General features: G+C 71.2%; 22 protein-coding genes. 13 read left to right on the top strand and 9 right to left on the bottom strand.

Annotated features, from left to right (window positions below):
• Positions 1-51 precede the first annotated feature (51 nt).
• From RNB18_RS43085 to RNB18_RS43060, 6 genes are all read left to right on the top strand, one after another.
• Entirely contained in the window at positions 52-1227 is a 1176-nt protein-coding gene (locus RNB18_RS43085) for a prenyltransferase/squalene oxidase repeat-containing protein (RefSeq protein ID WP_311719585.1), read from the top strand.
• Positions 1224-1853 carry an SCO2322 family protein gene (locus tag RNB18_RS43080; RefSeq protein WP_311719584.1) on the top strand — a complete coding sequence of 210 codons (630 nt, stop codon included), beginning with the start codon at positions 1224-1226 and terminating at the stop codon, positions 1851-1853. Before RNB18_RS43085 ends, RNB18_RS43080 begins: the two co-directional genes overlap by 4 nt.
• Complete coding sequence (locus RNB18_RS43075) at positions 1843-2934, top strand: energy-coupling factor transporter transmembrane component T (RefSeq protein WP_311719583.1); 1092 nt, start codon at positions 1843-1845, stop codon at positions 2932-2934. The genes RNB18_RS43080 and RNB18_RS43075 overlap by 11 nt, the downstream gene beginning before the upstream one ends.
• Positions 2931-4667: an ABC transporter ATP-binding protein gene (locus tag RNB18_RS43070; protein ID WP_311719582.1), complete on the top strand. Its 1737-nt coding sequence runs from the start codon at positions 2931-2933 to the stop codon at positions 4665-4667. The genes RNB18_RS43075 and RNB18_RS43070 overlap by 4 nt, the downstream gene beginning before the upstream one ends.
• The gene (locus tag RNB18_RS43065) at positions 4664-5473 is read left to right on the top strand and encodes an ECF transporter S component (RefSeq protein WP_311719581.1); all 810 of its coding nucleotides are present in this window, start codon (positions 4664-4666) and stop codon (positions 5471-5473) included. The genes RNB18_RS43070 and RNB18_RS43065 overlap by 4 nt, the downstream gene beginning before the upstream one ends.
• 285 nt (positions 5474-5758) lie before the next feature.
• Positions 5759-6178, top strand: a complete 420-nt coding sequence (locus RNB18_RS43060; protein ID WP_311719580.1) for an aggregation-promoting factor C-terminal-like domain-containing protein — start codon at positions 5759-5761, stop codon at positions 6176-6178.
• Positions 6179-6191: 13 nt separating this feature from the next.
• Here RNB18_RS43060 and RNB18_RS43055 read toward each other — a convergent pair whose 3' ends face one another.
• The gene (locus tag RNB18_RS43055) at positions 6192-7442 is read right to left on the bottom strand and encodes an alpha/beta hydrolase family protein (protein ID WP_311719579.1); all 1251 of its coding nucleotides are present in this window, start codon (positions 7440-7442) and stop codon (positions 6192-6194) included.
• A 103-nt stretch (positions 7443-7545) separates the two neighbouring features.
• Here RNB18_RS43055 and RNB18_RS43050 point away from each other — a divergent pair, with 103 nt between their 5' ends.
• Positions 7546-8244 carry a YoaK family protein gene (locus tag RNB18_RS43050; protein WP_311719578.1) on the top strand — a complete coding sequence of 233 codons (699 nt, stop codon included), beginning with the start codon at positions 7546-7548 and terminating at the stop codon, positions 8242-8244.
• 18 nt (positions 8245-8262) lie between these two features.
• On the opposite strand, the gene RNB18_RS43045 is transcribed toward RNB18_RS43050, so the two are convergent.
• Positions 8263-9096, bottom strand: a complete 834-nt coding sequence (locus RNB18_RS43045) for an alpha/beta fold hydrolase (protein WP_280857277.1) — start codon at positions 9094-9096, stop codon at positions 8263-8265.
• Between the two features lie 106 nt (positions 9097-9202).
• Between RNB18_RS43045 and RNB18_RS43040 the strand changes: the two genes are divergently transcribed.
• Positions 9203-11446, top strand: a complete 2244-nt coding sequence (locus tag RNB18_RS43040) for a helix-turn-helix domain-containing protein (protein WP_311719577.1) — start codon at positions 9203-9205, stop codon at positions 11444-11446.
• Positions 11447-11849: 403 nt separating this feature from the next.
• Positions 11850-12209, top strand: a complete 360-nt coding sequence (locus tag RNB18_RS43035) for a hypothetical protein (RefSeq protein ID WP_311719576.1) — start codon at positions 11850-11852, stop codon at positions 12207-12209.
• 259 nt (positions 12210-12468) lie between these two features.
• Here the strand turns inward: RNB18_RS43035 and RNB18_RS43030 are convergent, their stop codons facing one another.
• Together RNB18_RS43030 and RNB18_RS43025 are read right to left on the bottom strand one after the other, a co-directional pair.
• Positions 12469-12933 carry a pyridoxamine 5'-phosphate oxidase family protein gene (locus RNB18_RS43030; RefSeq protein ID WP_311719575.1) on the bottom strand — a complete coding sequence of 155 codons (465 nt, stop codon included), beginning with the start codon at positions 12931-12933 and terminating at the stop codon, positions 12469-12471.
• 1 nt (position 12934) lies between these two features.
• Positions 12935-13438, bottom strand: a complete 504-nt coding sequence (locus RNB18_RS43025) for a hypothetical protein (RefSeq protein WP_311719574.1) — start codon at positions 13436-13438, stop codon at positions 12935-12937.
• 98 nt (positions 13439-13536) lie between these two features.
• On the opposite strand from RNB18_RS43025, the gene RNB18_RS43020 reads away from it, so the two are divergent.
• Positions 13537-14058 (top strand): hypothetical protein, encoded by a 522-nt coding sequence (locus RNB18_RS43020; protein ID WP_311719573.1) that lies wholly within the window; start codon positions 13537-13539, stop codon positions 14056-14058.
• A gap of 33 nt (positions 14059-14091) precedes the next feature.
• Here RNB18_RS43020 and RNB18_RS43015 read toward each other — a convergent pair whose 3' ends face one another.
• Positions 14092-15261 (bottom strand): steroid 3-ketoacyl-CoA thiolase, encoded by a 1170-nt coding sequence (locus RNB18_RS43015; protein ID WP_280857282.1) that lies wholly within the window; start codon positions 15259-15261, stop codon positions 14092-14094.
• 241 nt (positions 15262-15502) lie between these two features.
• Between RNB18_RS43015 and RNB18_RS43010 the strand changes: the two genes are divergently transcribed.
• Positions 15503-16741: a cytochrome P450 gene (locus tag RNB18_RS43010; protein WP_311719572.1), complete on the top strand. Its 1239-nt coding sequence runs from the start codon at positions 15503-15505 to the stop codon at positions 16739-16741.
• On the opposite strand, the gene RNB18_RS43005 is transcribed toward RNB18_RS43010, so the two are convergent.
• Positions 16728-18776, bottom strand: coding sequence for a bifunctional glycosyltransferase 87/phosphatase PAP2 family protein (locus RNB18_RS43005; RefSeq protein WP_394817766.1), 2049 nt, complete (start codon positions 18774-18776; stop codon positions 16728-16730). The genes RNB18_RS43010 and RNB18_RS43005 overlap by 14 nt on opposite strands.
• A gap of 312 nt (positions 18777-19088) precedes the next feature.
• Between RNB18_RS43005 and proP the strand changes: the two genes are divergently transcribed.
• A complete protein-coding gene (proP, locus tag RNB18_RS43000) occupies positions 19089-20453 on the top strand; it encodes a glycine betaine/L-proline transporter ProP (protein ID WP_311719570.1) in 1365 nt (454 codons plus the stop codon).
• Between the two features lie 86 nt (positions 20454-20539).
• Positions 20540-21211, top strand: coding sequence for an O-methyltransferase (locus RNB18_RS42995; protein ID WP_057615190.1), 672 nt, complete (start codon positions 20540-20542; stop codon positions 21209-21211).
• Positions 21212-21221: 10 nt separating this feature from the next.
• Here the strand turns inward: RNB18_RS42995 and RNB18_RS42990 are convergent, their stop codons facing one another.
• From RNB18_RS42990 to RNB18_RS42980, 3 genes are all read right to left on the bottom strand, one after another.
• On the bottom strand, positions 21222-21614 hold the full coding sequence (locus tag RNB18_RS42990) for a hypothetical protein (RefSeq protein WP_020116060.1): 393 nt from the start codon (positions 21612-21614) through the stop codon (positions 21222-21224).
• 157 nt (positions 21615-21771) lie between these two features.
• Positions 21772-22449, bottom strand: coding sequence for a hypothetical protein (locus RNB18_RS42985; protein WP_311719569.1), 678 nt, complete (start codon positions 22447-22449; stop codon positions 21772-21774).
• Between the two features lie 5 nt (positions 22450-22454).
• Entirely contained in the window at positions 22455-23147 is a 693-nt protein-coding gene (locus tag RNB18_RS42980; protein ID WP_311719567.1) for a hypothetical protein, read from the bottom strand.
• Positions 23148-23165: the final 18 nt, after the last annotated feature.

The following is a 23165-nucleotide window of genomic DNA, read 5'->3' as shown; positions in this document are numbered from 1 at the left end:
GGTCCTCCCGCGCTGTCCGGCTCTCCGCAGGGAGAAGGGCATCCGCCGATCATGAACGTCCGCCGCAGCGCCGCGGTCCTGGCCGCCACCGTCGCCATCGGCACGGCCACACCCGCCGTCGCCGCCTCGCCGTCTCCGTCGCCGTCCCTGCCCTCGGGGCTGTACGGCAGCGGCGACCCCACGTACGACGGGGTCTGGCGGCAGTCGCTCGCGCTCATCGCCCTGTACCGGGTGCACGCGGAGCCCGCCGCCGCGGCCGTCGACTGGCTGGCCGGGCAGCAGTGCGAGAGCGGGGCGTTCCCGGCGTTCCGCGCGAACGCGGCCAAGGCCTGCGACGCCAAGCTGATGGTCGACACCAACAGCACGGCCGCCGCCGCGCAGGCCCTGTCCGCGGTCGGCGGGCACGGCACCGCGGTCACGAAGGCGGTGACCTGGCTGAAGTCCGTCCAGAACAAGGACGGCGGCTGGGGCTACACCCCCGGCGGGGCCAGCGACGCCAACTCGACGTCAGTTGTCATCGGCGCACTCACGACCCAGCACACCCCGGTCTCGACGATCCGCAACGGCGCGAAGTCGCCCTACGACGCCCTGCTGAAGCTGTCCCTGCCGTGCGCCGACGGGGGCGCCTTCGCCTACCAGCCGGACAAGAAGGGCAAGCTCAGGGCCAACGCGGGCGCAACGGCGGCGGCTGTCGTCGCCGCGCGCGGAACGAGCCTCTTGACGGCGAGGGCCGACACCGGGGGAGAGAGCACCTGCGCCGACGCACCGCACCTCACCCCTGCGCGGGCCGCGGCCAACGGAGCCTCCTTCCTCGCCAAGGCGGTCGCGAAGGGCGGCTACCTGAAGTCCGTCCTCCCCGGCGCCGAGGATCAGCCCGACTACGGCAACACGGCGGACGCGGTCGTCGCACTCGCCGTCCAGGGCGGTCCCGTGGCCGCGCGCGAGCCCCTGGCGTGGCTGGAGCGGAACTCCACGAAGTGGGCCGAGCAGAACGGCCCGGCGGCATACGCCCAGCTGATCCTCGCCGCCGAGGCGGGTGGCGCCGACCCGAGCGACTTCGGCGGCACGGACCTGGTCGAGCAGCTGACCGCGACGGGCCCGGCGCCGGTCACCGCGTCCCAGGACGACTCCGGCACCTCCGTGTGGTGGATGGTCGGCGCGGGTCTCGCCGCCGGCGCGGGCATCGGCTTCCTGCTCAGCAGCCGCAACAAGAGGAAGCAGCCGTGACCCGGCGGGCACTTGTCCTCTCCCTCCTGGCGGGCCTCCTCCTGGCCACCGCGAGCCCGGCCCAAGCCGCCGGGTACCGCTACTGGTCCTTCTGGGACCGCACCGGCTCGACCTGGACCTACGCCACCGAGGGCCCCTCGACGGCGGTTCCCTCCGACGGCGACGTCCAGGGCTTCCGGTTCGCGGTGAGCGAGGACTCGACGGACGCGGACACGCCCCGCGGGACGGCGTCGTTCGCGGCGATCTGCGGGGACACGGCGGCACGGGACGGCCGTAAGCGCGTGGCGTTGGTCCTCGACTTCGGTACGGCTTCGGACGCACCGTCCGGTGAGACGCCCCCGGCCCGGCGCACCGCGTGCGCGGTGGTACCCCGCGACGCGACGACGGCGGAGGCCCTGGCAACGGCCGCCAAGCCGCTCCGCTACAACACCAACGCCCTGCTGTGCGCGATCGCGGGGTATCCGGAGACGGGGTGCGGGGAGCAGGTGACGGGGAAGAAGACGGGCCCGGAGCAGAGCCGCTCGGACGGCGGCCCGTCCGTGGGCCTGTACGCGGGCCTGGCGGCGATCGCCCTCCTGGGAGCGGCGGCGGTGTGGCAAACGAGGCGGCGCAGGAATGCCGCCTAGCTCACCCGTTCAATCCGCGCCCCTGCACCCCGGCGCCTGGTGGCTGTGGTCCCTCTCCCTCGGGATAGCGGCCACCCGCACCACCAACCCCCTCCTCCTCGCCCTCCTCATCACCACCTCCGCGTACGTGGTGGCGACCTGCGGCCGGACCACACCCTGGTCCCACTCCTACGCCGCCTTCGTCAAACTCGCCCTCGCCGTCCTCCTCGTCCGTCTCCTCTTCGCGATCACCCTGGGCTCCCCCATTCCCGGCACGCACGTGCTCGTCACCCTCCCCGAACTCCCGCTCCCCGACTGGGCGCAGGGCATCCGGCTGGGCGGCAGGGTCACCGCGGAGTCCCTCGTCTTCGCCCTCTACGACGGCCTGAAACTGGCCACCCTCCTCATCTGCGTGGGCGCGGCGAACGCCCTCGCCAACCCGCACCGCCTCCTCAAGTCCCTCCCCGGCGCCCTCTACGAACTCGGCGTCGCCGTGGTGGTGGCCCTGACCTTCGCCCCCCATCTCATCGCCGACGTCCAGCGCCTCCGCTCCGCCCGCCGCCTCCGGGGCCGCCCGGACACCGGGATCCGCGGTCTCCTCCAGGTCGGACTCCCGGTGCTGGAGGGCGCGTTGGAGCGCTCGGTCGCCCTGGCCGCGGCGATGGACGCCCGCGGCTACGGCCGTACGGCCGAGGTCCCGCCCGGAGTCCGCCGTACGACCACCGCGCTCACCCTCGGCGGCCTGCTCGGTGTCTGCGCGGGAACGTACGGACTGCTCACCGCCGAAGGCGGCACGTACGGCATCCCCGTCCTGCTCGCCGGCCTGACCGCCGCCCTCTCGGGTCTGCGTCTGGGCGGCCGCCGCACCCCGCGCACCCGTTATCGCCCGGACCGCTGGGACGTCCGGTCCTTCCTGGTCGCCGGTTCCGGCGCGGCTGTGGCGGCGGCGATGTTCCTCGCGGGCGCCACCGATCCGGCGGCCCTGCACCCGGGCGTGGTGCCGCTCGTCGCGCCCACCCTGCCTCTCCTGCCGGCCGCGGCCGTCCTGCTCGGCCTGCTGCCGGCCTTCCTCGCCCCCACGCCCAAGGAGCCGTCGTCGTGATCCGCTTCGAGGATGTCTCCGTGACGTACGACGGGGCAGCCGAACCCACCGTCCAGGGCGTCGACTTCCAGGTGCCGGAGGGTGAACTCGTGCTGCTCGTGGGCCCGTCGGGGGTCGGAAAGTCCACGATCCTCGGCGCGGTCAGCGGGCTCGTCCCGCACTTCACCGGCGGCACCCTGCGCGGCCGGGTCACGGTGGCCGGCCGCGACACCCGTACCCACAAGCCACGCGAACTGGCCGACGTGGTCGGCACGGTGGGCCAGGATCCGCTGTCCCACTTCGTGACGGACACCGTGGAGGACGAATTCGCCTACGGCATGGAGTCGTTGGGCCTGTCGCCGACGGTGATGCGCCGCCGGGTGGAGGAGACCCTGGACCTGCTGGGCCTGGCGTCCCTGCGTGACCGCCCCCTGGCCACCCTCTCCGGGGGTCAGCAGCAACGCGTGGCGATCGGCTCGGTCCTCACCCCGCACCCCCGGGTCCTGGTCCTGGACGAACCGACGTCGGCCCTGGACCCCGCGGCGGCGGAGGAGGTCCTCGCCGTCCTCCAACGCCTGGTCCACGATCTGGGCACCACGGTCCTCATGGCCGAACACCGCCTGGAACGCGTCATCCAGTACGCCGACCAGGTCGCCCTCCTGCCCGCCCCCGGGGAAGCACCGGTCTTCGGCACCCCGGCCGAGATGATGGCCGTATCCCCGGTGTATCCGCCGGTGGTGGACCTGGGCCGACTGGCGGGCTGGGCTCCGTTGCCGCTGACGGTGCGGGACGCGCGGCGCAGGGCGGGAGACCTAAGAAAGCGGCTGTCCGAGCGAACACCTACGGACAACGCACCCGCAGCCGCCAACGGCGAGACCGCCCCACAGGGGCCACCTGCACCCGACGACGAAAGTTGTACGGGTGGTGCGGGTGGGAACCACGGAGCGCCCCGCCGAAGGCGGGCGTTCCGTAAGCGGCCCGCCTCACCCGCACCCATCACCTCCCACCTCGCCGAGGTCCACGACCTCTCCGTCCGCCGCGCCCGCATCCAGGCCCTGGACCACATCGACCTCACCGTCCGCCCCGGCGAGACCATCGCCCTCATGGGCCGCAACGGCGCCGGAAAGTCGACGCTCCTCAACACCCTGGTCGGCCTCGTGGAACCCGCCGCCGGAACCGTCCACGTCGGCGGCGCCCAGCCGCACCGCACCACCCCGCGGGACCTCGTCCGCCGCGTGGGCCTCGTCCCCCAGGAACCCCGGGACCTCCTCTACGCCGACACGGTCGCCGCCGAATGCCGGGCCGCCGACCAGGACGCCGGCGCGGCATCCGGCACCTGCCGCGCACTGGTCGACGACCTCCTCCCCGGAGTGACCGACGACACCCACCCCCGTGATCTCTCCGAAGGACAGCGGCTCGCCCTCGCCCTCGCCGTGGTCCTGGCCGCCCGCCCGCCCCTCCTGCTCCTCGACGAGCCGACCCGCGGCCTGGACTACGCCGCGAAGGCCCGCCTCGTCGATCTGCTGAGGGAACTCGCCGCCACCGGCCACGCGATCATGCTGGCCACCCACGACGTGGAACTCGCCGCCGAGCTCGCCCACCGGGTGATCCTGCTGGCCGAGGGCGAGGTGATCGCCGACGGCCCGGCGGCGGACGTCATCACGGCCTCCCCCTCCTTCGCGCCGCAGGTCAGCAAGATCCTCGCCCCCCAGCGGTGGCTCACGGTGGCCCAGGTGAGGAAGGCCCTGCCATGACGAGAGCCGTACGCCTCGGCCCCCGCTCCCTGCTCACCCTCGCCCTGGTCAGCGCCGTGGGCGTCGTCGCCTTCGGCTGGCCCTTCCTCGCTCCGCCCACCTCCCGGGTCGGCACCCACACCCAGGACGCCCCCTGGCTCTTCGCCGGACTCCTCGTCCTCCTCGTCGCGGTGGTCGCGGCGGCGATCGCGGAGTCGGGCCTTGGCCCCAAGGCCGTGGCCATGCTCGGGGTACTCGCCGCGACCGGCGCCGCACTCAGACCGATCGGCGCGGGTACGGCCGGCATCGAGCCGATGTTCTTCCTGATGGTGCTCAGCGGCCGGGTTCTCGGCCCCGGCTTCGGCTTCGTGCTCGGCAACGTCACGATGTTCGCGTCCGCCCTGCTCACGGGCGGGGTGGGCCCGTGGATGCCGTTCCAGATGCTGGCGATGGGCTGGTTCACGATGGGTGCGGGCCTGCTGCCGGGCCCCGAGCGGACCAGGGGACGCGCCGAGGTCCGCCTCCTCGCGGTATACGGCTTCCTCGCCGCGTTCGCCTATGGCACTGCCATGAACATGGCCGGCTGGCCCTTCATGGGCGCCCTCGCCTCGAACATCGCCTTCGACCCGCACGCCGGCGTCCCCGCCAACCTGGCCCGTTTCGTCACGTACTGCCTGGCCACGTCCCTCGGCTGGGACCTCGGCCGGGCCCTGGTGACCGTCGTCCTGACGCTCACCCTCGGTCCGGCCCTCCTCAGGGCGCTCCGCCGGGCCACCCGGCGCGCCGCCTTCGAGGCCCAGGTCACATTCGAGGCATCCGAGCGGTGAAGCACCCCACATGACGCAGCTCACCTACTAATGGGAACAGTAGGAGCATTTCAGACATAACGCCCACCCCATACCCCCTCTGACCTGCGTTTTGAGAGCCGGATCACACGGACACCCTTTCCCGGCGATTCGACCACCACTAGTAAAAGGGGGCATTGCGGACGCCTTTCGAGCCTGTTTCTCTGGACCACGTCGCACGGCGCCGACAAGCCCACGGGCCTCGGCGCCGACGCACGTCCCACGGGTCTGCGAGCGGCACCCACGTCCCCGAAGAAAAGGTTCTCCGTGTCCGTCTCCCGTATCGCCCGCCGCATCTCTTCTCCGAAGAAGGCCATCACCACCGTCGCGTTGGCCGCCGCCACCGCCGGCCTGGTCCTGACCGCGGCGCCGGCTCAGGCGGCCACCACGAACTCGTCCTCCCAGGCCAAGGCCATCGCGCACAAGATGATCCCGAACGCCGCGCAGTACGCCGCGTTCAGCAAGATCGTCGAGCACGAGAGCGGCTGGGACGTCGACGCCATGAACTCCTCCTCCGGCGCCTACGGCCTGGTCCAGGCCCTGCCCGGTTCGAAGATGGCCGCCGCCGGCTCGGACTGGAAGACCAACGCCAAGACCCAGATCAAGTGGGGCCTGGACTACATGAACTCCCGCTACGGCAGCCCGACCGCCGCCTGGTCCTTCTGGCAGGCCAACGGCTGGTACTGAGCCGCCGCGCGCATCACCCCCGGACGCCGTCGAAGAACCGCACCACCTGCGGTGCCGACACGGCGAGGGAGCCGAAGTGATCCACGGCTCCCTGATCGACCACCCGCACCCTCGCTCCCTGACCTGCGAGGGTGCGGGCGCATGTCCGGGTGTTGCCGATGGGCACGTCGGTGTCGCCGGCACCGGCGTACAGCCGCACCGGCACCTCGGGCTTCCAGTCGCAGGTGTGGTCGGCGGCGCGTATCGCGTCCAGCACGGCGCCGGACGGATGCCGCAGACGCTCGTAGAAGGCGGGCGTGAGCAATTGCTTCACCGAGGGCGCGAGTCCTCCGACGACGTCCTCCTCCTCATGGCGTCCGTCGAAGAGGCCCTCGACCCGGCTCGCGTACGGTGCGCGGAAGACCTCGGACGGGTCCTTGTAGAGGGGGTGCAGACGGTTCTGCGCGACCAGCCAGTAGGAGAGGTAGAGGACCCCGCTGATGTCGTTGACCCGGCCGTCGAACAGCGCGGGCATCTCCTGGCCCTCGCCGTCGTACGGGCCGCTGACCGGCGCCAGCGCCTTCAGCCGGAAATGCCGGTCGGCGCCCCCGCCCAGCGCCTTGCCGAGCGCCATCGCGACCTGGCCGCCCTGCGAGAAGCCCGTCACGTACACGTCCCCGGTGAGCGGACGCGCGAGCCGGTCCGCGGCCGTCCGGGCGGCGCGCAGCATGTCGAGGGACGCGGTCACCGACGAGACGGTGTCCATGTACGGATGCCGGCCCGGGCCCCTGCCGAGGCCGAGGTAGTCGGGGGCGGCCACGGCACGGCCCGCGCTCGCGTTGAGGTACGACGGCACCCGCCCGAAGTCCTCGCTCGCCGAGGGCGCGTAGTCGCGGTGGACCATCGTGCCGTGGGTGTCGGAGACCAGGTCGAGGCGGTGACCGCCGCCCTTGGGGAGCGTCAGTAGTCCGGTCGCGGTGGTGGGTGCACCCTGCGGGTCGACGGTCCGGTACGTCAGCCGGTATGCCCGTACGCCGTACCGCACGGAGTCGGTGGCGACGCCCCGCCCGTCCAGGAACGCCCGGACGGCCCCCGTGTCCCGGTCTGCGACCGGGGTGACCGAGACCAGGTCCCCGCGCCCCGTCCGGTGCGCCTGCTCACCGGTGGCAGCTGCCACCGGAGCCGCGGCGAGCGCGGCGAGCAGCAGGGCCGCCGCTCCGGCGAGTCCCCGCCGCGTGCGCCAACTCGCCTGTGTTCCATGGGATGTGCGCGTCTCATCACTCATGTGCTCGACGCTAGGGACGCGCAGGTCATGCCGACATCCGAGAGTCCCCCGCATCCGTGGTGGACTTGAGTGCACCCTGCCCGTCCGGCCGCCCGGAGACTCGATGAGCGAACAGAGCAGCACCGACCCGAGGACGGCCGGCGATCCCGAGGCGCGCGGACTGCGCCTGGTGGTTGTGCTGTTGGGGCTGACGGTGGTCAGCGGACTGATCGACGCGGTCAGCTATCTGGGCCTGGAGCACGTCTTCACCGCGAACATGACCGGCAACGTGGTCGTGCTCGGGTTCGCCGCCGCCGGGGCGCCCGGCTTCTCGGTGGCGCACACGCTGACCTCGCTGGGGTCCTTCGTCGTGGGCGCGATGACGGGCGGCCGGGGCGCCGTACGGCTCGGCGGTGGTTCCCGGCGTACCTGGGTCCGGCTCACGCTCGCCGCCGAGGCGGTGCTGCTGGGGATCTCGGCGGCGGTCGCCTTCGCCGCGCCCGGCGCCACGGCCACCGCCTACACCCTCATCGCCGTCACGGCCTTCGCCATGGGCCTGCGCAACGCCACGGTCCGCAAACTCGGCGTCCCTGACCTGACGACGACCGTGCTGACCATGACGCTGACCGGCCTCGCCGCCGACTCCCGGGCCGGCGGCGGCCACGGCACCCGCTCGCCCCGCCGTACGGCGTCCGTGATCGCGATGGTCGCCGGGGCCACGCTGGGCGCGTGGCTGGTGCTCCATCACGGCCTCGGGATTCCGCTGGCGATCTCGGCGGGGCTGGTGGCGGTGCTGGCGGTGGTCGCCTCGGGGCGCGAGTGAGCCCCTCTTCTCCAGGAGCTACTTGGCCAGGAAGGACAGCAGCGCCGCGTTGACCTCCTCCGCGTACGTCCACAGCAGACCGTGGGGCGCGCCCTCGATCTCGACGTACTCGGCGGAGGGGAGCAGCGCGTGGAAGGGCCGCCCGGTCGAGTCGATCGGCAGGATGCGGTCACCGGTGCCGTGCACGATCAGCGACGGTACGTCTATCTTCGCCACGTCGGCCCGGAAGTCGGTGATCCAGGTCGGTACGCAGGCCACCGAGGCGTGCGCCGAGGAGCCCGCGGCGACGTTCCAGCTGTTGCGCACGGCCGCCTCGCTGATCCGGCTGCCCAGCGTCTCGTCCAGGTTGTAGAAGTCCTGGTAGAACGCGTCGAAGTAGGCGTACCGGTCCTTGGTGACCGCGTCCAGGATCCCGTCGAACACCGCCTGGTCCACGCCGGTCGGGTTGTCGTCGGTCTTGAGCAGGAAGGGCTCGAGCGAGGCCAGGAAGACGGCCTTGGCGACCCGCCCCGAGCCGTACGTGCCCAGGTAGCGGCCCACTTCACCGGTGCCCATCGAGAAGCCGACGAGGACCGCGTCGGTCAGGTCCAGGCTGGTGAGCACCTTGTCGAGGTCGGCGGCGAAGGTGTCGTAGTCGTAGCCCGTGGTCGGCTGCGAGGAACGGCCGAAGCCGCGGCGGTCGTAGGTGATGACGCGGTGGCCGGCCTCCAGCAGGACGGGGACCTGCTTCTCCCAGGAGTGGCCGTCGAGCGGGTAGCCGTGGATCAGGACGACGGGCTGTCCGGTGCCGTGGTCCTCGTAGTAGAGCTCGATCGGCGCGCTGTTCTCTTCGCCAACGGCGATGTACGGCATGTCGGTTGGTCCTCTCGTAGCGGAGCTCCCAGCTCACCAGGGGCGGCTGGTTCGCGCCAGGCAGAAACACAGGCGGAAGTAGCGAGCGCTTGTTCTAATTGTCATGATGACCAGTCACACTTCCTCCCTCGCGACCCCCTTCGGCGGCACCCTCCGCTCCCTGCGCCGGGCCGCCCGGCTGACCTTGGAAGAGCTATCCGAGGCCTCCGGAGTCAGCGTCCGCGCGCTCGGCGACATGGAGCGCGGTCGCAGCCGCGGGCCGCAGCGCCGTACCGTCGACGCCCTCGCCGCGGCGCTCGGGCTCGACGACGAGCAGCGCGAGCGCTTGCAGCGGCTGGCCGACGCCGGCCGGGAGCGCGGCGGGGCGCCGACACCGCCGTATCTTCTCCGGACCGTCCCGGACTTCACCGGCCGGGAGCCGGAGCTGGCGGAGCTGGAGTCCCTGGCCACCGGCACGCATACGCGTGCCGTGGTGCTCTTCGCGCCGGGCGGACAGGGCAAGACCACGCTCGCCGCGGAAGCGCTACGACGCCTGTCCGGCTCCTTCCCGGACGGCTGTGTCTGCGTCCAGCTGCACGGCATGAGCGACTCCCCGCTGCCGGCCGACGAGGCGCTGGTCCTCCTGCTGACGGCGCTCGGTCTTCCGCCGGAGCGGATCCCGGTCGACCCCGCCGCCCGCGAGGCCGCCTACCGGGCCGCTCTCGCCACCCGCCGTGCCCTGGTCGTCCTCGACGACGCGGCAGACGAGACCCAGACCAGGCCGCTGCTGCCGGACGCCGAGGGGAGTTTCGTGCTGGTCACCAGCAGACGGCCGCTGGCCGGTCTCGAAGGCGTACGGCGGATCAGGCTCGGCGGGCTCAGCGGCGGGGAGTCGGCGACCCTCCTGGAGCGGATCCTCGGCGCCCCGCGCACCGACGGACAGTCCGAGGCGATCACCCGGCTGACCGAGCTGTGCGGACACCTGCCGCTGGCCCTGCGCATCGTCGGCAACCGCCTCTCCAGCCGCCCGAGCTGGACCCCGGCCCGCCTGGTGAGCCAACTCGCGGACGAGGAACGCCGGTTGAGCGGCCTGGTGGCGGGCGACCTCGCCGTACGCGGCGCTCTCGCCCTCTCCTACGGCCAACTCACCGAACCGCACCGGCTGCTGCTGCGCCGGCTCTCGCTCATCCCCGGCCATGACACCGGCCCCGACCTCGCCGCCGTCCTGACCGGTGAGGACCCGCTCACCACCGGGGACGTTCTCGACCTCCTGGTCGACCGGGGCCTGCTGGAGGAGACCGCACCCGGCCGGTACGCCCTCCATGATCTCGTACGGCTCTTCGCGCGCGAGCGACTCGACGGCGAGGAGCCCGAGTCGGTGGCCCGGGAGGTCCAACTGCGCATGGCGGACTGGTTGTTGAGGTCGGCCTCGGCGGCGGGCCGTCTGTTCGAGGCGCCGGGTGCGCCGGAGCCGTGGGCGGGCGAACCCGCCGCCTCCATCTCGGAGTCCGCCGCGGCTGCGGAGGAGTGGCTCACCGCCGAACGCTCCAACTGGGCGGGTGCCCTGCCCCTGATGTCCGAGGCGGGCCGGCACGCGGAGATCCTGCACACCTCACGCACCCTGTACTGGTTCTCCGACCGCTGGACCCAGTGGCCCGAGTGGCGGACCCTCTTCTCGTACGGTGCCCGGTCCGCGGCCGCCCTTGGGGACCGGGCGGCCGAGGCCCACCAGCTCAACTGCCTCGCCTGGGCCCACGGGGTCGGGGCGTACCAGTACGAACAGGCCGAACAACTCGCCCGCAGGGCACTGGAGTTGGCGATCGAGACCGGCGACGAGGGCCAGCAGGCCTGGGCGTGGTCGTACATCACCGGGGCCCGTCTGAGCCTGGGGCGGCCCGCGGAGGCCGCGGAGGCCGCCGCGAAGGCCATCCGGCTCTTCGAGGCCGTCGGCGACAACACCGGGAAGGCGGTCTCCCAGCGGGTCCTCGGCAAGGCGCTGCGCGAATCCGGCCGTGCCGAGGAGGCGCTGGCCCTCCACCGGGCCCTGCTCGACACCTCCGCCGGGGATGTCCCCGGCCTGACCGAGTTCGTCCAGGCCCTGCTCCGCCACGAGATCGCGAATGACCTGCTGGCCCTCGAACGATGGCCCGAGGCGGTGGCGGCCTACCGCACCGTCACCACACCCCTGGCCCGCGGCGACCTCGACCGCTTCCAGGCCCAGGCCCTCACCGGCCTCGCCACAGCCCTGCGCCACTGCGGCGAACTCCCCGAGGCCCGCGCACACCTCACCCGGGCCCACGAACTGTTCACAGCGGCCGGCGACACGGCGTCCGCGGCGGAGACGGCGGAGACGATCGAGGCCCTCGGGTAGATCGGCGACCCCGCGCCGGCCTCCGCCGAATGGCGAGCCGCCGGCGGCGAGCTGAAGGGTGGATTCGCTCGCGCCCGTTCGTAGCCGATCTTTCCGGCACGTCAATGTCTGCTCGGCCGTTGCCAGGCATGCACTTCCTTCGCCTTCACGGAGGAAGCTCAGATCTACCTCAGGATCTTCATACGATCTACACGCCCCGCCGCGTGGGCTGGTACCTCTGGGAGGAATGAGAATGTCTCGCCGGACCCTCGCAGGCTTGAGTCTTGCCTGCGCTGTGGCACTACTCCCGGTCGCCTCCTGCGCATCGGGCCAGCCCGATTCCGAAGGCTCAGCCAAGTCCACCAGGTCTGCCGACGCGATTCCGGAGACCGGTGCTGGCACTCCCAGCAACGGACAACCCTCGGTGCAGAAGCCGCCTGAGCTCGACCCGGATGAAGTTCTTGCCGGGCGTCAGCAGGCGATCAGCGGAAATGCCAGTATGGAATTCCGTGCAGGAAAGAAGGGGCAGGCGCTGATCGTCGCCGTGCGCTGCCAGGGTGGCGGGAAGTTGAAGGTGGAAGCTCCTTCCGTCCACGTCTCTTTCCCGCTGGAATGTGTGGCGAATGAGGTGAGCACCACGTACAACCAGGTGATGGTGACTGGCGTGGAGCGCAGCGGCACTGTGTCAGTTACGGCACCGACCGCTGTTCACTGGTCCTTGACGGTTGGGCGCGGGGAACCGGCGCAGGAAGAATCGCCGGACACAGACGCGGACGCGGCCTGATCACAAGGCGCCGTTCCGTCCTCGTGCCGGATGCCCTTCAACCAGGGCCCGCGACCTACATGGTTGCGGGCCCTTTGGGTGTCTGTGCAGCGACGCTAATCGCTCGCCTCTTCACGTGACGTCGTTTCAATCCAGCGGATTCGGCTTGATATCCATCCGCTCAGTGTCGAAACCCCTACCCCTCCTCGCGCGATCCCGTCCCGCGTCCGCCGCCACGATGGACCGCGCTCCCGAACCCCGCGTGCAGCCCGCGACACCCTCAGCCCGGATCCACCGCCACCCGGTGATCCGGGCGCCCGTCCTTCGCCAGCATCGAGTGCGCCTCGGCCACCGCCCGGTAGAGCCGCAGCCCGGAGTCGCCCCGTACGTCGTCGAGGGTCCAGACCCGACCGCCGTGCCCCAGCGACCGCCGGGAGAAGACCTCCAGCGCGCTCGTCGAAGCCGCCCCGTCCACGAGTTCGGCCGCGACGGCGGACATGTACACACCCTGTCCGGTGCCGATCTCCACCGACGAGTCGAAGACCGCGATCCCCACCTCGGGCCGCACCGCGATGTTCCGCGAATGAACCGCCTCCGGCGAGGACACCCAGAAGAACTCCCGGCACCCCACATGCGCGAAGTAGACCGGCGTACACCAGGGCCGCCCCTCCGCGTCCGCCGTGGCCAGCACCAGGTACCGGCTCGCGTCGACGATCCCGCGCGCGTTCTCCGCCGTAGGCCTCATGTCAGCGGCTCCTCCGGTACGTCAGTGCGAAGTCCGTCTCCCACTGCGCCGACCCGTCCTTCGACTGCTCCCACACGCCGTGGATGCTGTCGCCGTCCGCGCTCAGCCGCCCGGTGAAACGCTGCCGGAAGGACAGCGGGGAGAAGTCCTCCTCCTCACGCAGCAGCTGCCACACCTCGCCGTCGAAGCTCATCGCGTATAGGCGTACGACCCCCCGCGCGTCGAAGTAGTGCTGCGTGTACGCCCCCGTCTCCGGCTCGATCGACACGATCGACGTACTGTCCGGCGCGGGGTTCGGCGCCTCGGTCCGCTGCACCAGGAACTGCCCGTCCAGCGCCCACTCGAACACACTCCGCCCGGCCCCCACCGCCTGCCCGGGAAACTCCGCCTCCACCACCCACTCCCCGACCAGAACCCGCAGCCGCTCCAGAGCTTCCTGCCGTACCGTCGCGCCCATCGCGAACACCTCCTGCGAGTAAGGACGGCGCCAGCGGTACGAACTCATCGGCGCGGGCCACCGACTCCCCGAACACAGAATCATGTCCATGGCAGGATGTGGTGCTGCCTGGCTCCCGGCGCCGGGTCATTCCTTGGGGGGAAGCCTTGAACGTATTCCGGCATGCCCGGACCGCGGTGGTCGTGACGGCCGCACTGCTCGCCACGGCCTGTCAGGAGAGCTCGGACCCGGCTGCCGCACCGCGGTCGCGATCCGAGGCCTCCGCCACCGCCGGACTCGCGGCCTCGCCGTCCCCGGGAGCAAAGACCCGGGACGAGGTGATCAGCGATTTCCGCTATGCCACCAAGTCCTTCGACCTGGGGTTGACCGTGGTCAAAGACCCCATGAACCGTGAGTGCGTGGCGGATTCCACCGCCTTCTCCCGGACCGAGCCCGGCGAGAAGGACCTGCTGCGCGTGGTCAACCGCCTCAAGGAGCGCGGATGGCGCCTGCGCGGCGAGGTGGATACCGACGGCGCCACCTTCCTGGAGTCGGGCGCCTGGGAGGCCATCACAGGTGTCGGCCCCCTTCTGGGCGAGACGGCGGATCAGCACTCTTCGGCCGCCGGCGCCCTCGCGCTGAGCGCCATGTCGACATGCACCAAGCCGCCGAGTCCCTCCCCGCGTTAGGGTCCCCGCCCGCAACCTTCGTCACCTCGTCATTTACAACCGCTGAATGATCGTGCCGGTGGCCAGTCCGCCCCCCGCACACATCGTGATCAGCGCGAACTCCTTGTCCGCGCGCTCCAGTTCGTGAAGCGCCGTCGTGATGAGCCGGGCCCCGGTGGCTCCCACCGGGTGCCCGAGCGCTATCGCGCCGCCGTTGACGTTGACCTTCTCCAGGTCCTGCTCGAAGACCTGGGCCCAGCTGAGCACCACGGACGCGAAGGCCTCGTTGATCTCGACGAGGTCGATGTCCTTCAGGGACATGCCCGCCTTGCCGAGCACCGCACGGGTCGCGTCGATCGGTCCGTCGAGGTGGAAGTGCGGGTCGGCCCCGACCAGCGCCTGTGCCACGATCCGGGCCCGCGGCTTCAGCTTCAGCGCCCGCGCCATCCGCTTCGACGCCCACATGATCGCCGCCGCGCCGTCGCTGATCTGGGAGGAGTTGCCCGCCGTGTGGATCGCCGTCGGCATGACCGGCTTGAGGCCCGCCAGCGCCTCCATGGACGTGTCGCGCAGCCCTTCGTCCCGGTCGACCAGACGCCACATGCCCTGCCCGGCGCGCTGTTCGTCCTCGGTGGTCGGCACCTGGACCGCGAACGTCTCCCGCTTGAAGCGCTCCTCGGACCAGGCGACGGCCGCCCGCTCCTGCGAGACCAGACCGAGCGAGTCGACGTTCTCGCGGGTCAACCCCCGGTGGCGTGCGATGCGTTCGGCCGCCTCGAACTGGTTCGGCAGGTCGACGTTCCACTCGTCCGGGAACGGCTTCCCGGGCCCGTGCTTCGACCCCGACCCCAGCGGCACCCGGGACATCGCCTCGACACCGCAGCTGATGCCGACGTCGATGACCCCGGCCGCGACCATGTTGGCGACCATGTGGGAGGCCTGCTGGGACGAGCCGCACTGGCAGTCGACCGTCGTCGCCGCCGTCTCGTACGGCAGCCCGACGGTCAGCCAGGCGGTGCGCGCGGGGTTCATGGACTGTTCGCCGGCGTGGGTGACCGTGCCGCCGACGATCTGTTCCACCGCGTCGGCGGGGATGCCGGTGCGGCCGAGGAGTTCACGGTAGGTCTCGCCCAGCAGGTAGGCGGGATGCAGATTGGCGAGCGCGCCGCCGCGCCTGCCGATGGGAGTGCGGACGGCTTCGACGATCACGGGTTCGGCGGCCATGGGTGCGGGTCCTCTCCTCCGAACGGATCCATGGAACTTCCGTAGAACACGCATAACTAGTACGTGTTCTACTTCGCGCTGCTTTGCAGTCTGCTGACGAGCCGCCCACCACCGCAAGGGTCGTGCACACAATTGAGGGCTCCATGCCCCTTGCCACTTGTAGAACCCGTTATTACCTTCACGGCAGCTCTGTTCCTGATGGGCCGTCAGAAAGCTGTCGAACGGCTGGAGTGAGTTGCCGATGTCGTGTCCAGCGCTTCCCGACGGGTTCGACTTCACCGACCCCGACCTGCTGCAAAGTCGCGTACCGCTGCCGGAGTTCGCCGAACTGCGCCGGGCCGAACCGGTGCGCTGGATCCCCCAGCCGGGGAACGTCGCCGGCTTCCAGGACGAGGGGTACTGGGCGGTCACCCGGCACGCGGACGTCAAGTACGTCTCCACCCACCCGGAGATCTTCTCGTCGTACCTCAACACGGCGATCATCCGCTTCAACGAACGCATCGATCGCGACGCGATAGACGCACAACGGCTGATCCTGCTCAACATGGACCCGCCCGAGCACACCCGCGTCCGCGGAATCGTCCAGCGCGTCTTCACCCCGAGGGCCATCCGCGCCCTGGAGGAACGCCTCCGCAACCGCGCCCAGTCGATCGTCGACACCGCGCGCGCCCTGCCCGGCGCCTCCTTCGACTTCGTCACCCAGGTCGCCTGCGAACTGCCCCTCCAGGCCATCGCCGAGCTCATCGGCATCCCGCAGGACGACCGGGCGAAGATCTTCGACTGGTCCAACAAGATGATCTCGTACGACGATCCGGAGTACGCGATCAGCGAGGAGGTCGGCCAGGAGTCGGCCATGGAGGTCATCGCCTACGCGATGAACATGGCGGCCGACCGAAAGCAGTGCCCGGCGAAGGACATCGTCACGACCCTGGTGGCGGCGGAGGACGAAGGCAACCTGAACTCCGACGAGTTCGGCTTCTTCGTGCTGATGCTGGCGGTCGCGGGCAACGAGACGACCCGCAACGCCATCACCCACGGTATGCACGCCTTCCTCACCCACCCCGACCAGTGGGAGCTCTACAAGGCCGAGCGCCCCTCGACGACGGCGGAGGAGATCGTCCGCTGGGCCACGCCGGTCAACTCCTTCCAGCGCACGGCCACCCAGGACACGGAGCTGGGCGGCAAGCAGATCAAGAAGGGCGACCGCGTGGGCATCTTCTACGCCGCCGCCAACCACGACCCCGAGGTCTTCGAGAACCCGGACGTCTTCGACATCACCCGCGACCCCAACCCCCACCTCGGCTTCGGCGGCGGAGGCCCGCACTACTGCCTCGGCAAGTCCCTGGCGGTCCTGGAGATCGACCTGATCTTCAACGCCATCGCCGACGCCATGCCGAACCTCCGCGCGGCCGGCGACCCACGCCGCCTGCGCTCGGCATGGATCAACGGCGTCAAGGAGCTTCAGGTCACCCTGGGTTGACCCTTGTCCCGGCGCCCCGGGCCGACGGCTCCACGAGGCCGTCGGCCCGTTCTTCATCACGCCGCGCCGCCACGGCCAGCACCCGAGCCCGCGGCCCCTGGAACACATACGACAACCCGAACCCACCGGCCACAACCGCCGCACCCCCCGCCGCATCCAGCACCCAGTGGTTACCGGTGGCCACGATCGCCGAGACGGTGAACAGCGGGTGCAGCAGTCCGAGTCCCTTCATCCACCACCGGGGCGCGATGATCGCGATGACGACCCCGCACCACAGCGACCACCCGAAGTGCAGCGAGGGCATCGCCGCGTACTGGTTGGTCAGGGCGGTGAGCGTGCCGTAGTCCGGCTTGGAGAAGTCCTGTACGCCGTGCACGGTGTCGATGACCCCCAGCCCCGGCATGAGCCGCGGCGGCGCCAGCGGATAGAGCCAGAACCCGACGAGGGCCAGCAGGGTCGTGAACCCGAGCGAGGCCCGGGCCCACCGGTAGTCCCCCGGGCGCCGCCAGTACAGAACGGCCAGCACGCTCAGCGGCACCACGAAGTGGAAGGACTCGTAGTAGAAGTCGAAGAAGTTCCGCAGCCAGTCGACCTTGACGACCGCGTGGTTGGCCCAGTGCTCGATGTCGATGTGCAGCCAGCGCTCGATGTCCAGGATCTGCCGGCCGTGCTCCTCGGCGGTGGCCCGCCCCGCGGAGTTGCTTCCGCCGGTGGCCGCGAGTCTGACCTGCTGGTAGGCGGCGTAGGTGACACGAATCAGCAGCAGTTCGAGGAGCAGATTGGGCCGGGTCAGCACCCGCCGCAGGATCGGCAGCAGCGGCACACCCCGCAGCCGCGCGGGCACCGGCGCCGCGTACGCCGCGGGGATCGGCGCCTGGTAGTACGGCGAGGTCCGCGACAGGAAGGGAATCACGGTGGCGGCGGCGAGGGCGGCCAGCAGCACCACGTTGTCCCGCAGGGTGTACAGCGCCGAGATGTGCGGCAGCATCATCGACGCCGGGAGGGTCATCACCACGATGACGGCCACGGGCCACACATACCGGTCGGAGGCGCGCTTGCCGACCCGCCCGACGACCGCGAGCAGCACCCACAGCAGCTGGTGCTGCCAGGTGGTCGGCGAGACGGCGATCGCCGCGCACCCGGTGATCGCGACGGCGAGCAGCAGCTGGCCGTCGCGGGCGTAGCGCACGGCCCGCCGCACGCCCAGCGCGGCGACGGCCACGCCGAGGACCAGGAAGAGGGAGATCTCCAGCGGTCCGGCCACACCGAGACGCAGCAGCAGGCCGTGCAGGGACTGGTTGGAGAGGTCGTCGGCGGGACCGCCGAGTCCGGTGCCCGCGATGTGGTGCACCCAGTAGGTGTACGAGTCGTGCGGCAACGCGGCCCAGGCCAGCGCGGTGCCGGCGGTGAAGGTCGCGGCCGTGGTTAGGGCGCCCCGGCGGCGGCCGGTGAACCAGAGCAGGGGCGCGAAGAGCAGGACCGTGGGCTGGAGGGCGGCGGCGAGACCGATGAGCAGGCCGCTGACCCGCTCACCCCGGACGACGAAGCAGGCGACCAGGACCAGCAGGACCGGCATGATGCTGGTCTGCCCGAGGTAGAGCGTGTTGCGGACGGGCAGCGACAGCATGAGCAGGCTGATCGCGACCGGCGCGGCGAGCAGGGAGGTGCGGCGGTCGACCGGCTGGGGGAGGGCGCGGGCGGCGACGAGGCCGAGGGCGACGACCAGGAGCAGGGTGCCGAAGGTCCAGCCCCAGCCGAGAGCCTGCTCGGCGGCACGGGTGAGCGGCTTCAGGACGAGTCCCCCGAACGGGGTACCGGTGAACTGCGTCGAGTCGTACAGCGAACCCTTCACATGCAGGACGCCGTCCGGGCCGACCCAGGTCTCCAGGTCCGTCAGCCGCTCGCCTCTGGGAGTACTGAGGACGACGGCCACCTGTCTGACGGCGAGGACGGCGGCCACCAGCCACAGGGCCAGCCTGGCCGCGCGCAGCCGCGCCTGGACCTCCGTAGTCCCACTGTGCTCCGCATTCGCCACGCCTCGTCGGCCTCTCAATTCCGGTCGTGCCATGCGTCCATGAGAAGGGACGCAGGCAACCCCCGCTTCACCTGACGTCCGCTTCCATTTGTCCGAATGACGATAGTCCGCCGCGAGTGCCGTCGCTCGGTCAGGGCGCGAGATGGATCACACGGACCGCGGGAAGACGCGTCCCTGACCAGGCACGGGGTACCTGCATACAGCACATTTATGCACGCTCCGCGACCGGGTGTGAGCATTACGTAAACCCGGCAAGTCCACCTATGGTCGCTTTTTGCCCTTGTCCCCGTCGAAAGGCAGGCGAGCGAAGTTTTGCCGAGTGCCCCAGCCCTCACCCACCCTGTCCACGCCCCTCGCGACCCCGGCTCCCCCGATGCCGTCGTCGTCGACCCGGCCCTCGTGAAGCGCGCCGTCAAGGCCGCCGCGCTGGGCAACGCCATGGAGTGGTTCGACTTCGGCGTCTACAGCTACATCGCCGTCACCCTGGGCAAGGTCTTCTTCCCGTCCGGCAATCCGACCGCCCAGCTCCTGTCGACGTTCGGCGCCTTCGCCGCGGCCTTCCTGGTCCGCCCGCTCGGCGGCCTGGTCTTCGGCCCGCTGGGCGACCGCGTGGGCCGCCAGAAGGTCCTCGCCGTGACCATGATCATGATGGCGGCCGGCACCTTCGCCATCGGTCTGATCCCGTCGTACGCCACGATCGGCGTCGGCGCCCCGCTGCTGCTGTTGGCCGCCCGTCTGGTCCAGGGCTTCTCCACCGGCGGCGAGTACGCGGGCGCGTCCACCTTCATCGCCGAGTACGCGCCCGACAAGAAGCGCGGCTTCCTCGGCAGCTGGCTGGAGTTCGGCACGCTGGCCGGTTACATCGCCGGCGCCGGTCTGGTCACGTTGATGACGGCCCTGCTGTCCACCGAGGACCTGGTCTCCTGGGGCTGGCGGATCCCGTTCCTGATCGCGGGCCCGATGGGCGTCATCGGCCTCTATCTGCGGCTGCGCCTGGAGGAGACCCCGGCGTTCGCGGCCGAGACCGAGAAGGCAGAGTCGAGCCGCCCGAAGGTCCCGCTGCGCGAGATGATCACCGGCCAGTGGCGGGCCCTGCTGCTCTGCGTGGGCCTGGTCCTGGTCTTCAACGTCACCGACTACATGCTGCTGTCGTACATGCCGAGCTACCTGACGAGCGAGCTCAAGTACGACGAGACTCACGGCCTGCTCGTCGTCCTCGCGGTGATGGCGCTGATGATGGTCGTCCAGCCCTTCGCGGGCGCCCTGAGCGACCGCGTCGGCCGCCGCCCGGTGATCGCCGCGGGCTGCGCGGGCTTCCTGCTTCTCTCGGTACCGGCCCTGCTGCTGATCCGTCAGGGCAGCCTGTTCGCGATCGCGCTCGGCATGGGCGCGCTGGGCCTGCTCCTGGTCTGCTTCACGGCGGCGATGCCGTCGGCCCTCCCGGCCCTCTTCCCGACCCGGGTGCGCTACGGCTCCCTCTCGGTCGGCTTCAACATCTCGGTGTCCCTCTTCGGCGGCACGACCCCGCTGGTGGTGACGGCCCTGATCGGCGCGACCGGGAACATCATGATGCCCGCCTACTACATGATGGCCGCGGCCGTGATCGGCGGTGTGGCGGTGTGGTTCATGACGGAGTCGGCGGGCCGGCCGCTGCCGGGCTCGCCGCCGCAGCGGTAATCCGCTGACAGGGACCGGGTGCCGGACTATATTCGTTAGCGCAACTAGTTAGCTGCTCTAACTAGAAATATGAAAGGCACAGGTGCATGAGCCAGTCGCAGCTCTGGGACGACGTCGACGACTACTTCACCACCCATCTGGCCCCGGAGGACGACGTGCTCCGGGCGGCCTTGCGCGACAGCGAGGCCGCCGGCCTGCCGTCCATCGCCGTGACGGCACCACAGGGCAAGCTCCTGCAGCTCCTGGCCCAGATCCAGGGCGCCCGTACGATCCTGGAGCTCGGCACGCTCGGCGGCTACAGCACGATCTGGCTGGCCCGCGCCCTGCCCGCCGACGGCCGTCTGGTCTCACTGGAGTACAGCCCGGTCAACGCCGAGGTCGCGAACCGCAACATCGCCCGCGCGGGCCTCGACAAGATCGCCGAGGTGCGGGTCGGCCCCGCCCTGGAGTCGCTGCCCCAGCTGGCCGACGAGAACCCGCCCCCCTTCGACCTGGTCTTCATCGACGCCGACAAGGCCAACAACCCGCACTACGTGGAGTGGGCGCTCAAGCTCACCAGCGCGGGCAGCCTGATCGTCGTGGACAACGTCGTACGGGGCGGCCGGGTCGCCGATCCCGGCAACCCCGCCTCCGACGTCCAGGGCACCCGCACCGCGCTCGAACTGATCGGGCAGCACCCGAGGCTCAGCGCCACGGCTATCCAGACGGTGGGCAGCAAGGGCTACGACGGCTTCGCGCTGGCGCGCGTGCTGCCGTGACCCGGCACGCTCACACCTCGTGGTAGAAGCCGACGTTGACGCTGCGCGGGGCGGTGCGGTCACGGATGACGATCTCGCCGTTGCCGCCCCGGGGCAGTGTCACCGAGCCGCCGTAGACCAGCGGCTGCGCGTAGGCCCCGGCCACCAGTTGTACCTCGGACGAGGGATCGGGCTGCGAGCCCTGGAGCCAGGTCACCTGCCAGACACCCTCGGGCCCGCACAGGAACTCCAGGTGCACTCGGGAGACGAACAGCCAGTCGTCGGGTGTCGCGAGCCGGCACACGGACTTGTCCCGGCCCACCCGCAGCACGGTGCCCGGGTCACTGGGCGCGTCGGCCATCTGCATCCCGGCCGTGGCACCCTCCTCCGCCGCGGTGACGACGGCCATGGTGAGTTCGAGCACGTGCGCTCCTCCTGAAGGGTCCTTGCGCGGCAGCCCCGTTGGCCCACCGCCGCCGCATGATAAATCGCCCGGCACGGCCGTGTCCGGTGCAAGGCACCCAAGACCGGCCTGCCGCCCGACTCCGGGCGACAGACCGGTCGTACGCATGGACGATGCGTCAGCTGTGCAGCAGCCGCTCCGTCAGCTCGCGGTAGTCCCGCAGCGCCAGCCGGAGTTGCTCGGTGTCGCCGGCGCCGACGGCCTTTTCGTCCCGGCCGCCGTCGCCGGTCTGCCAGGAGTTGCGCAGCGTGCGCCGACGCTGTTTCACGGCATCGGTGAACCGCGCGGCGACCTCCTCCAGCACGTGGTCGGCCTCCTCGACGGCGGACCGGGGCTCGTCCACGAACCCGGCGACGGCGTGCTGGAGCCGCGCGCTGAGCTTGTCGCACTCCTCGTGCGGCAGCAGCTGGGCCTCGTGGCCCTCGGGGCTCGAGGACCCGCCCATGCCGGTTCCGACGCCACCGACGGTGTCGGAACCGGCGTCCCGCCCCCGCTCGGTCCCACGACCGAGGCCGGAGGTCTTGTCGCGGCCGGGGACCGAGTCGGCTCCGAAGCCGCCCTCGTCACCCCGCCCGGGAGGCGTCATCGCCCCCGGTATGGGCTCACGACGCTCCCCACGGCCCCCACGGTCCTCTTCCGCACCACGAGGCACTCCCGTCGGGCGTCCCGTCGCGGGCCCCCGGGCGTCCGGTGCCTCGGCCTCGGTGGGGGCCACCATGGGGCTGCGAGCACCCGAGGGGTCGCCTGTGGTCCGGCCCTTCCGTTCCTCGCCCGCCCCGCTCACGGCATCCGTCATGTCACTCAACTCCCCTTCGCGTGACGCCTGTTGAATGCCCACGCGTGCCCCCGGCCGTCACTGCGACCGTCGCGGGGCTGACCCGCGCGCACGTGGGACTCGTCGGTGGGTGTACGGGACTCCTCGCGGCTCCGCGGCGGGCCGACGAGGTCCTCGAAGAGGGCCCGCGCCTCCACCATGGCGGCGCGCATCTCCTCCGTGTTCGTCCGGCCGTCGCCGTCCTGCCGGGCGTCCGTGCGGGCACCCGCCACCGCGTGCACCCGCCGGTAGCCGTGCACATGGTGCGCGTGGTGCACGGACAGCGCGTTGAACTGTTCCTCGTACTGCCCGCCGTCCGGGAAGCCCCGGGCCTTGGCGAGCTCGGCGAGCAGCCGGTCCGCCTCGGCGACGGCCTCGCGAGGCGAGTCGACGAAGCGTTCCTGGGCGGCCGCCCAGCGGTCCTCGTACCGCTGGCGCTCCGCCGGTTCCAGTGGCTGCTCGCGCAGGGATCCATGCCGCTCGACGCGCTCGGCGAGTTCGCGCTCGGCGGCCTTCTCGTCCCCGTCGTGCCGGGCGACGGCGCGGTCGTACTCGGGCCCGAAGCGTCGCTTCAGGCCCCGGCCGTGCTGCGGTCCCCGGCCACGCAGGGTCAGGACGGCCGCCACGACTACGACGGCCGCCACGATCACGATCAGAGCGATGATCAGGCCTGTTGACATGTGTGCCGGGTTGCCCTG

This window comes from Streptomyces doebereineriae, from assembly GCF_031845645.1.
Lineage (GTDB): Bacteria > Actinomycetota > Actinomycetes > Streptomycetales > Streptomycetaceae > Streptomyces > Streptomyces canus.
This window is presented reverse-complemented; position numbering and strand designations above follow the sequence as displayed.

Excerpts from the sequence above, each read along its gene's own strand:
- RNB18_RS43040 (WP_311719577.1), top strand. The coding sequence starts at position 9,203 with ATGACCAGTCACACTTCCTCCCTCGCGACCCCCTTCGGCGGCACCCTC.
- RNB18_RS43030 (WP_311719575.1), bottom strand. The coding sequence starts at position 12,933 with ATGAGGCCTACGGCGGAGAACGCGCGCGGGATCGTCGACGCGAGCCGG.
- RNB18_RS42985 (WP_311719569.1), bottom strand. The coding sequence starts at position 22,449 with ATGACGGATGCCGTGAGCGGGGCGGGCGAGGAACGGAAGGGCCGGACC.
- RNB18_RS43025 (WP_311719574.1), bottom strand. The coding sequence starts at position 13,438 with ATGAGTTCGTACCGCTGGCGCCGTCCTTACTCGCAGGAGGTGTTCGCG.
- RNB18_RS43050 (WP_311719578.1), top strand. The coding sequence starts at position 7,546 with ATGAGCGAACAGAGCAGCACCGACCCGAGGACGGCCGGCGATCCCGAG.
- RNB18_RS43015 (WP_280857282.1), bottom strand. The coding sequence starts at position 15,261 with ATGGCCGCCGAACCCGTGATCGTCGAAGCCGTCCGCACTCCCATCGGC.
- RNB18_RS43045 (WP_280857277.1), bottom strand. The coding sequence starts at position 9,096 with ATGCCGTACATCGCCGTTGGCGAAGAGAACAGCGCGCCGATCGAGCTC.
- RNB18_RS42995 (WP_057615190.1), top strand. The coding sequence starts at position 20,540 with ATGAGCCAGTCGCAGCTCTGGGACGACGTCGACGACTACTTCACCACC.
- RNB18_RS43065 (WP_311719581.1), top strand. The coding sequence starts at position 4,664 with ATGACGAGAGCCGTACGCCTCGGCCCCCGCTCCCTGCTCACCCTCGCC.
- RNB18_RS43085 (WP_311719585.1), top strand. The coding sequence starts at position 52 with ATGAACGTCCGCCGCAGCGCCGCGGTCCTGGCCGCCACCGTCGCCATC.
- RNB18_RS43055 (WP_311719579.1), bottom strand. The coding sequence starts at position 7,442 with ATGAGTGATGAGACGCGCACATCCCATGGAACACAGGCGAGTTGGCGC.
- RNB18_RS42980 (WP_311719567.1), bottom strand. The coding sequence starts at position 23,147 with ATGTCAACAGGCCTGATCATCGCTCTGATCGTGATCGTGGCGGCCGTC.
- RNB18_RS43075 (WP_311719583.1), top strand. The coding sequence starts at position 1,843 with ATGCCGCCTAGCTCACCCGTTCAATCCGCGCCCCTGCACCCCGGCGCC.
- RNB18_RS43010 (WP_311719572.1), top strand. The coding sequence starts at position 15,503 with ATGTCGTGTCCAGCGCTTCCCGACGGGTTCGACTTCACCGACCCCGAC.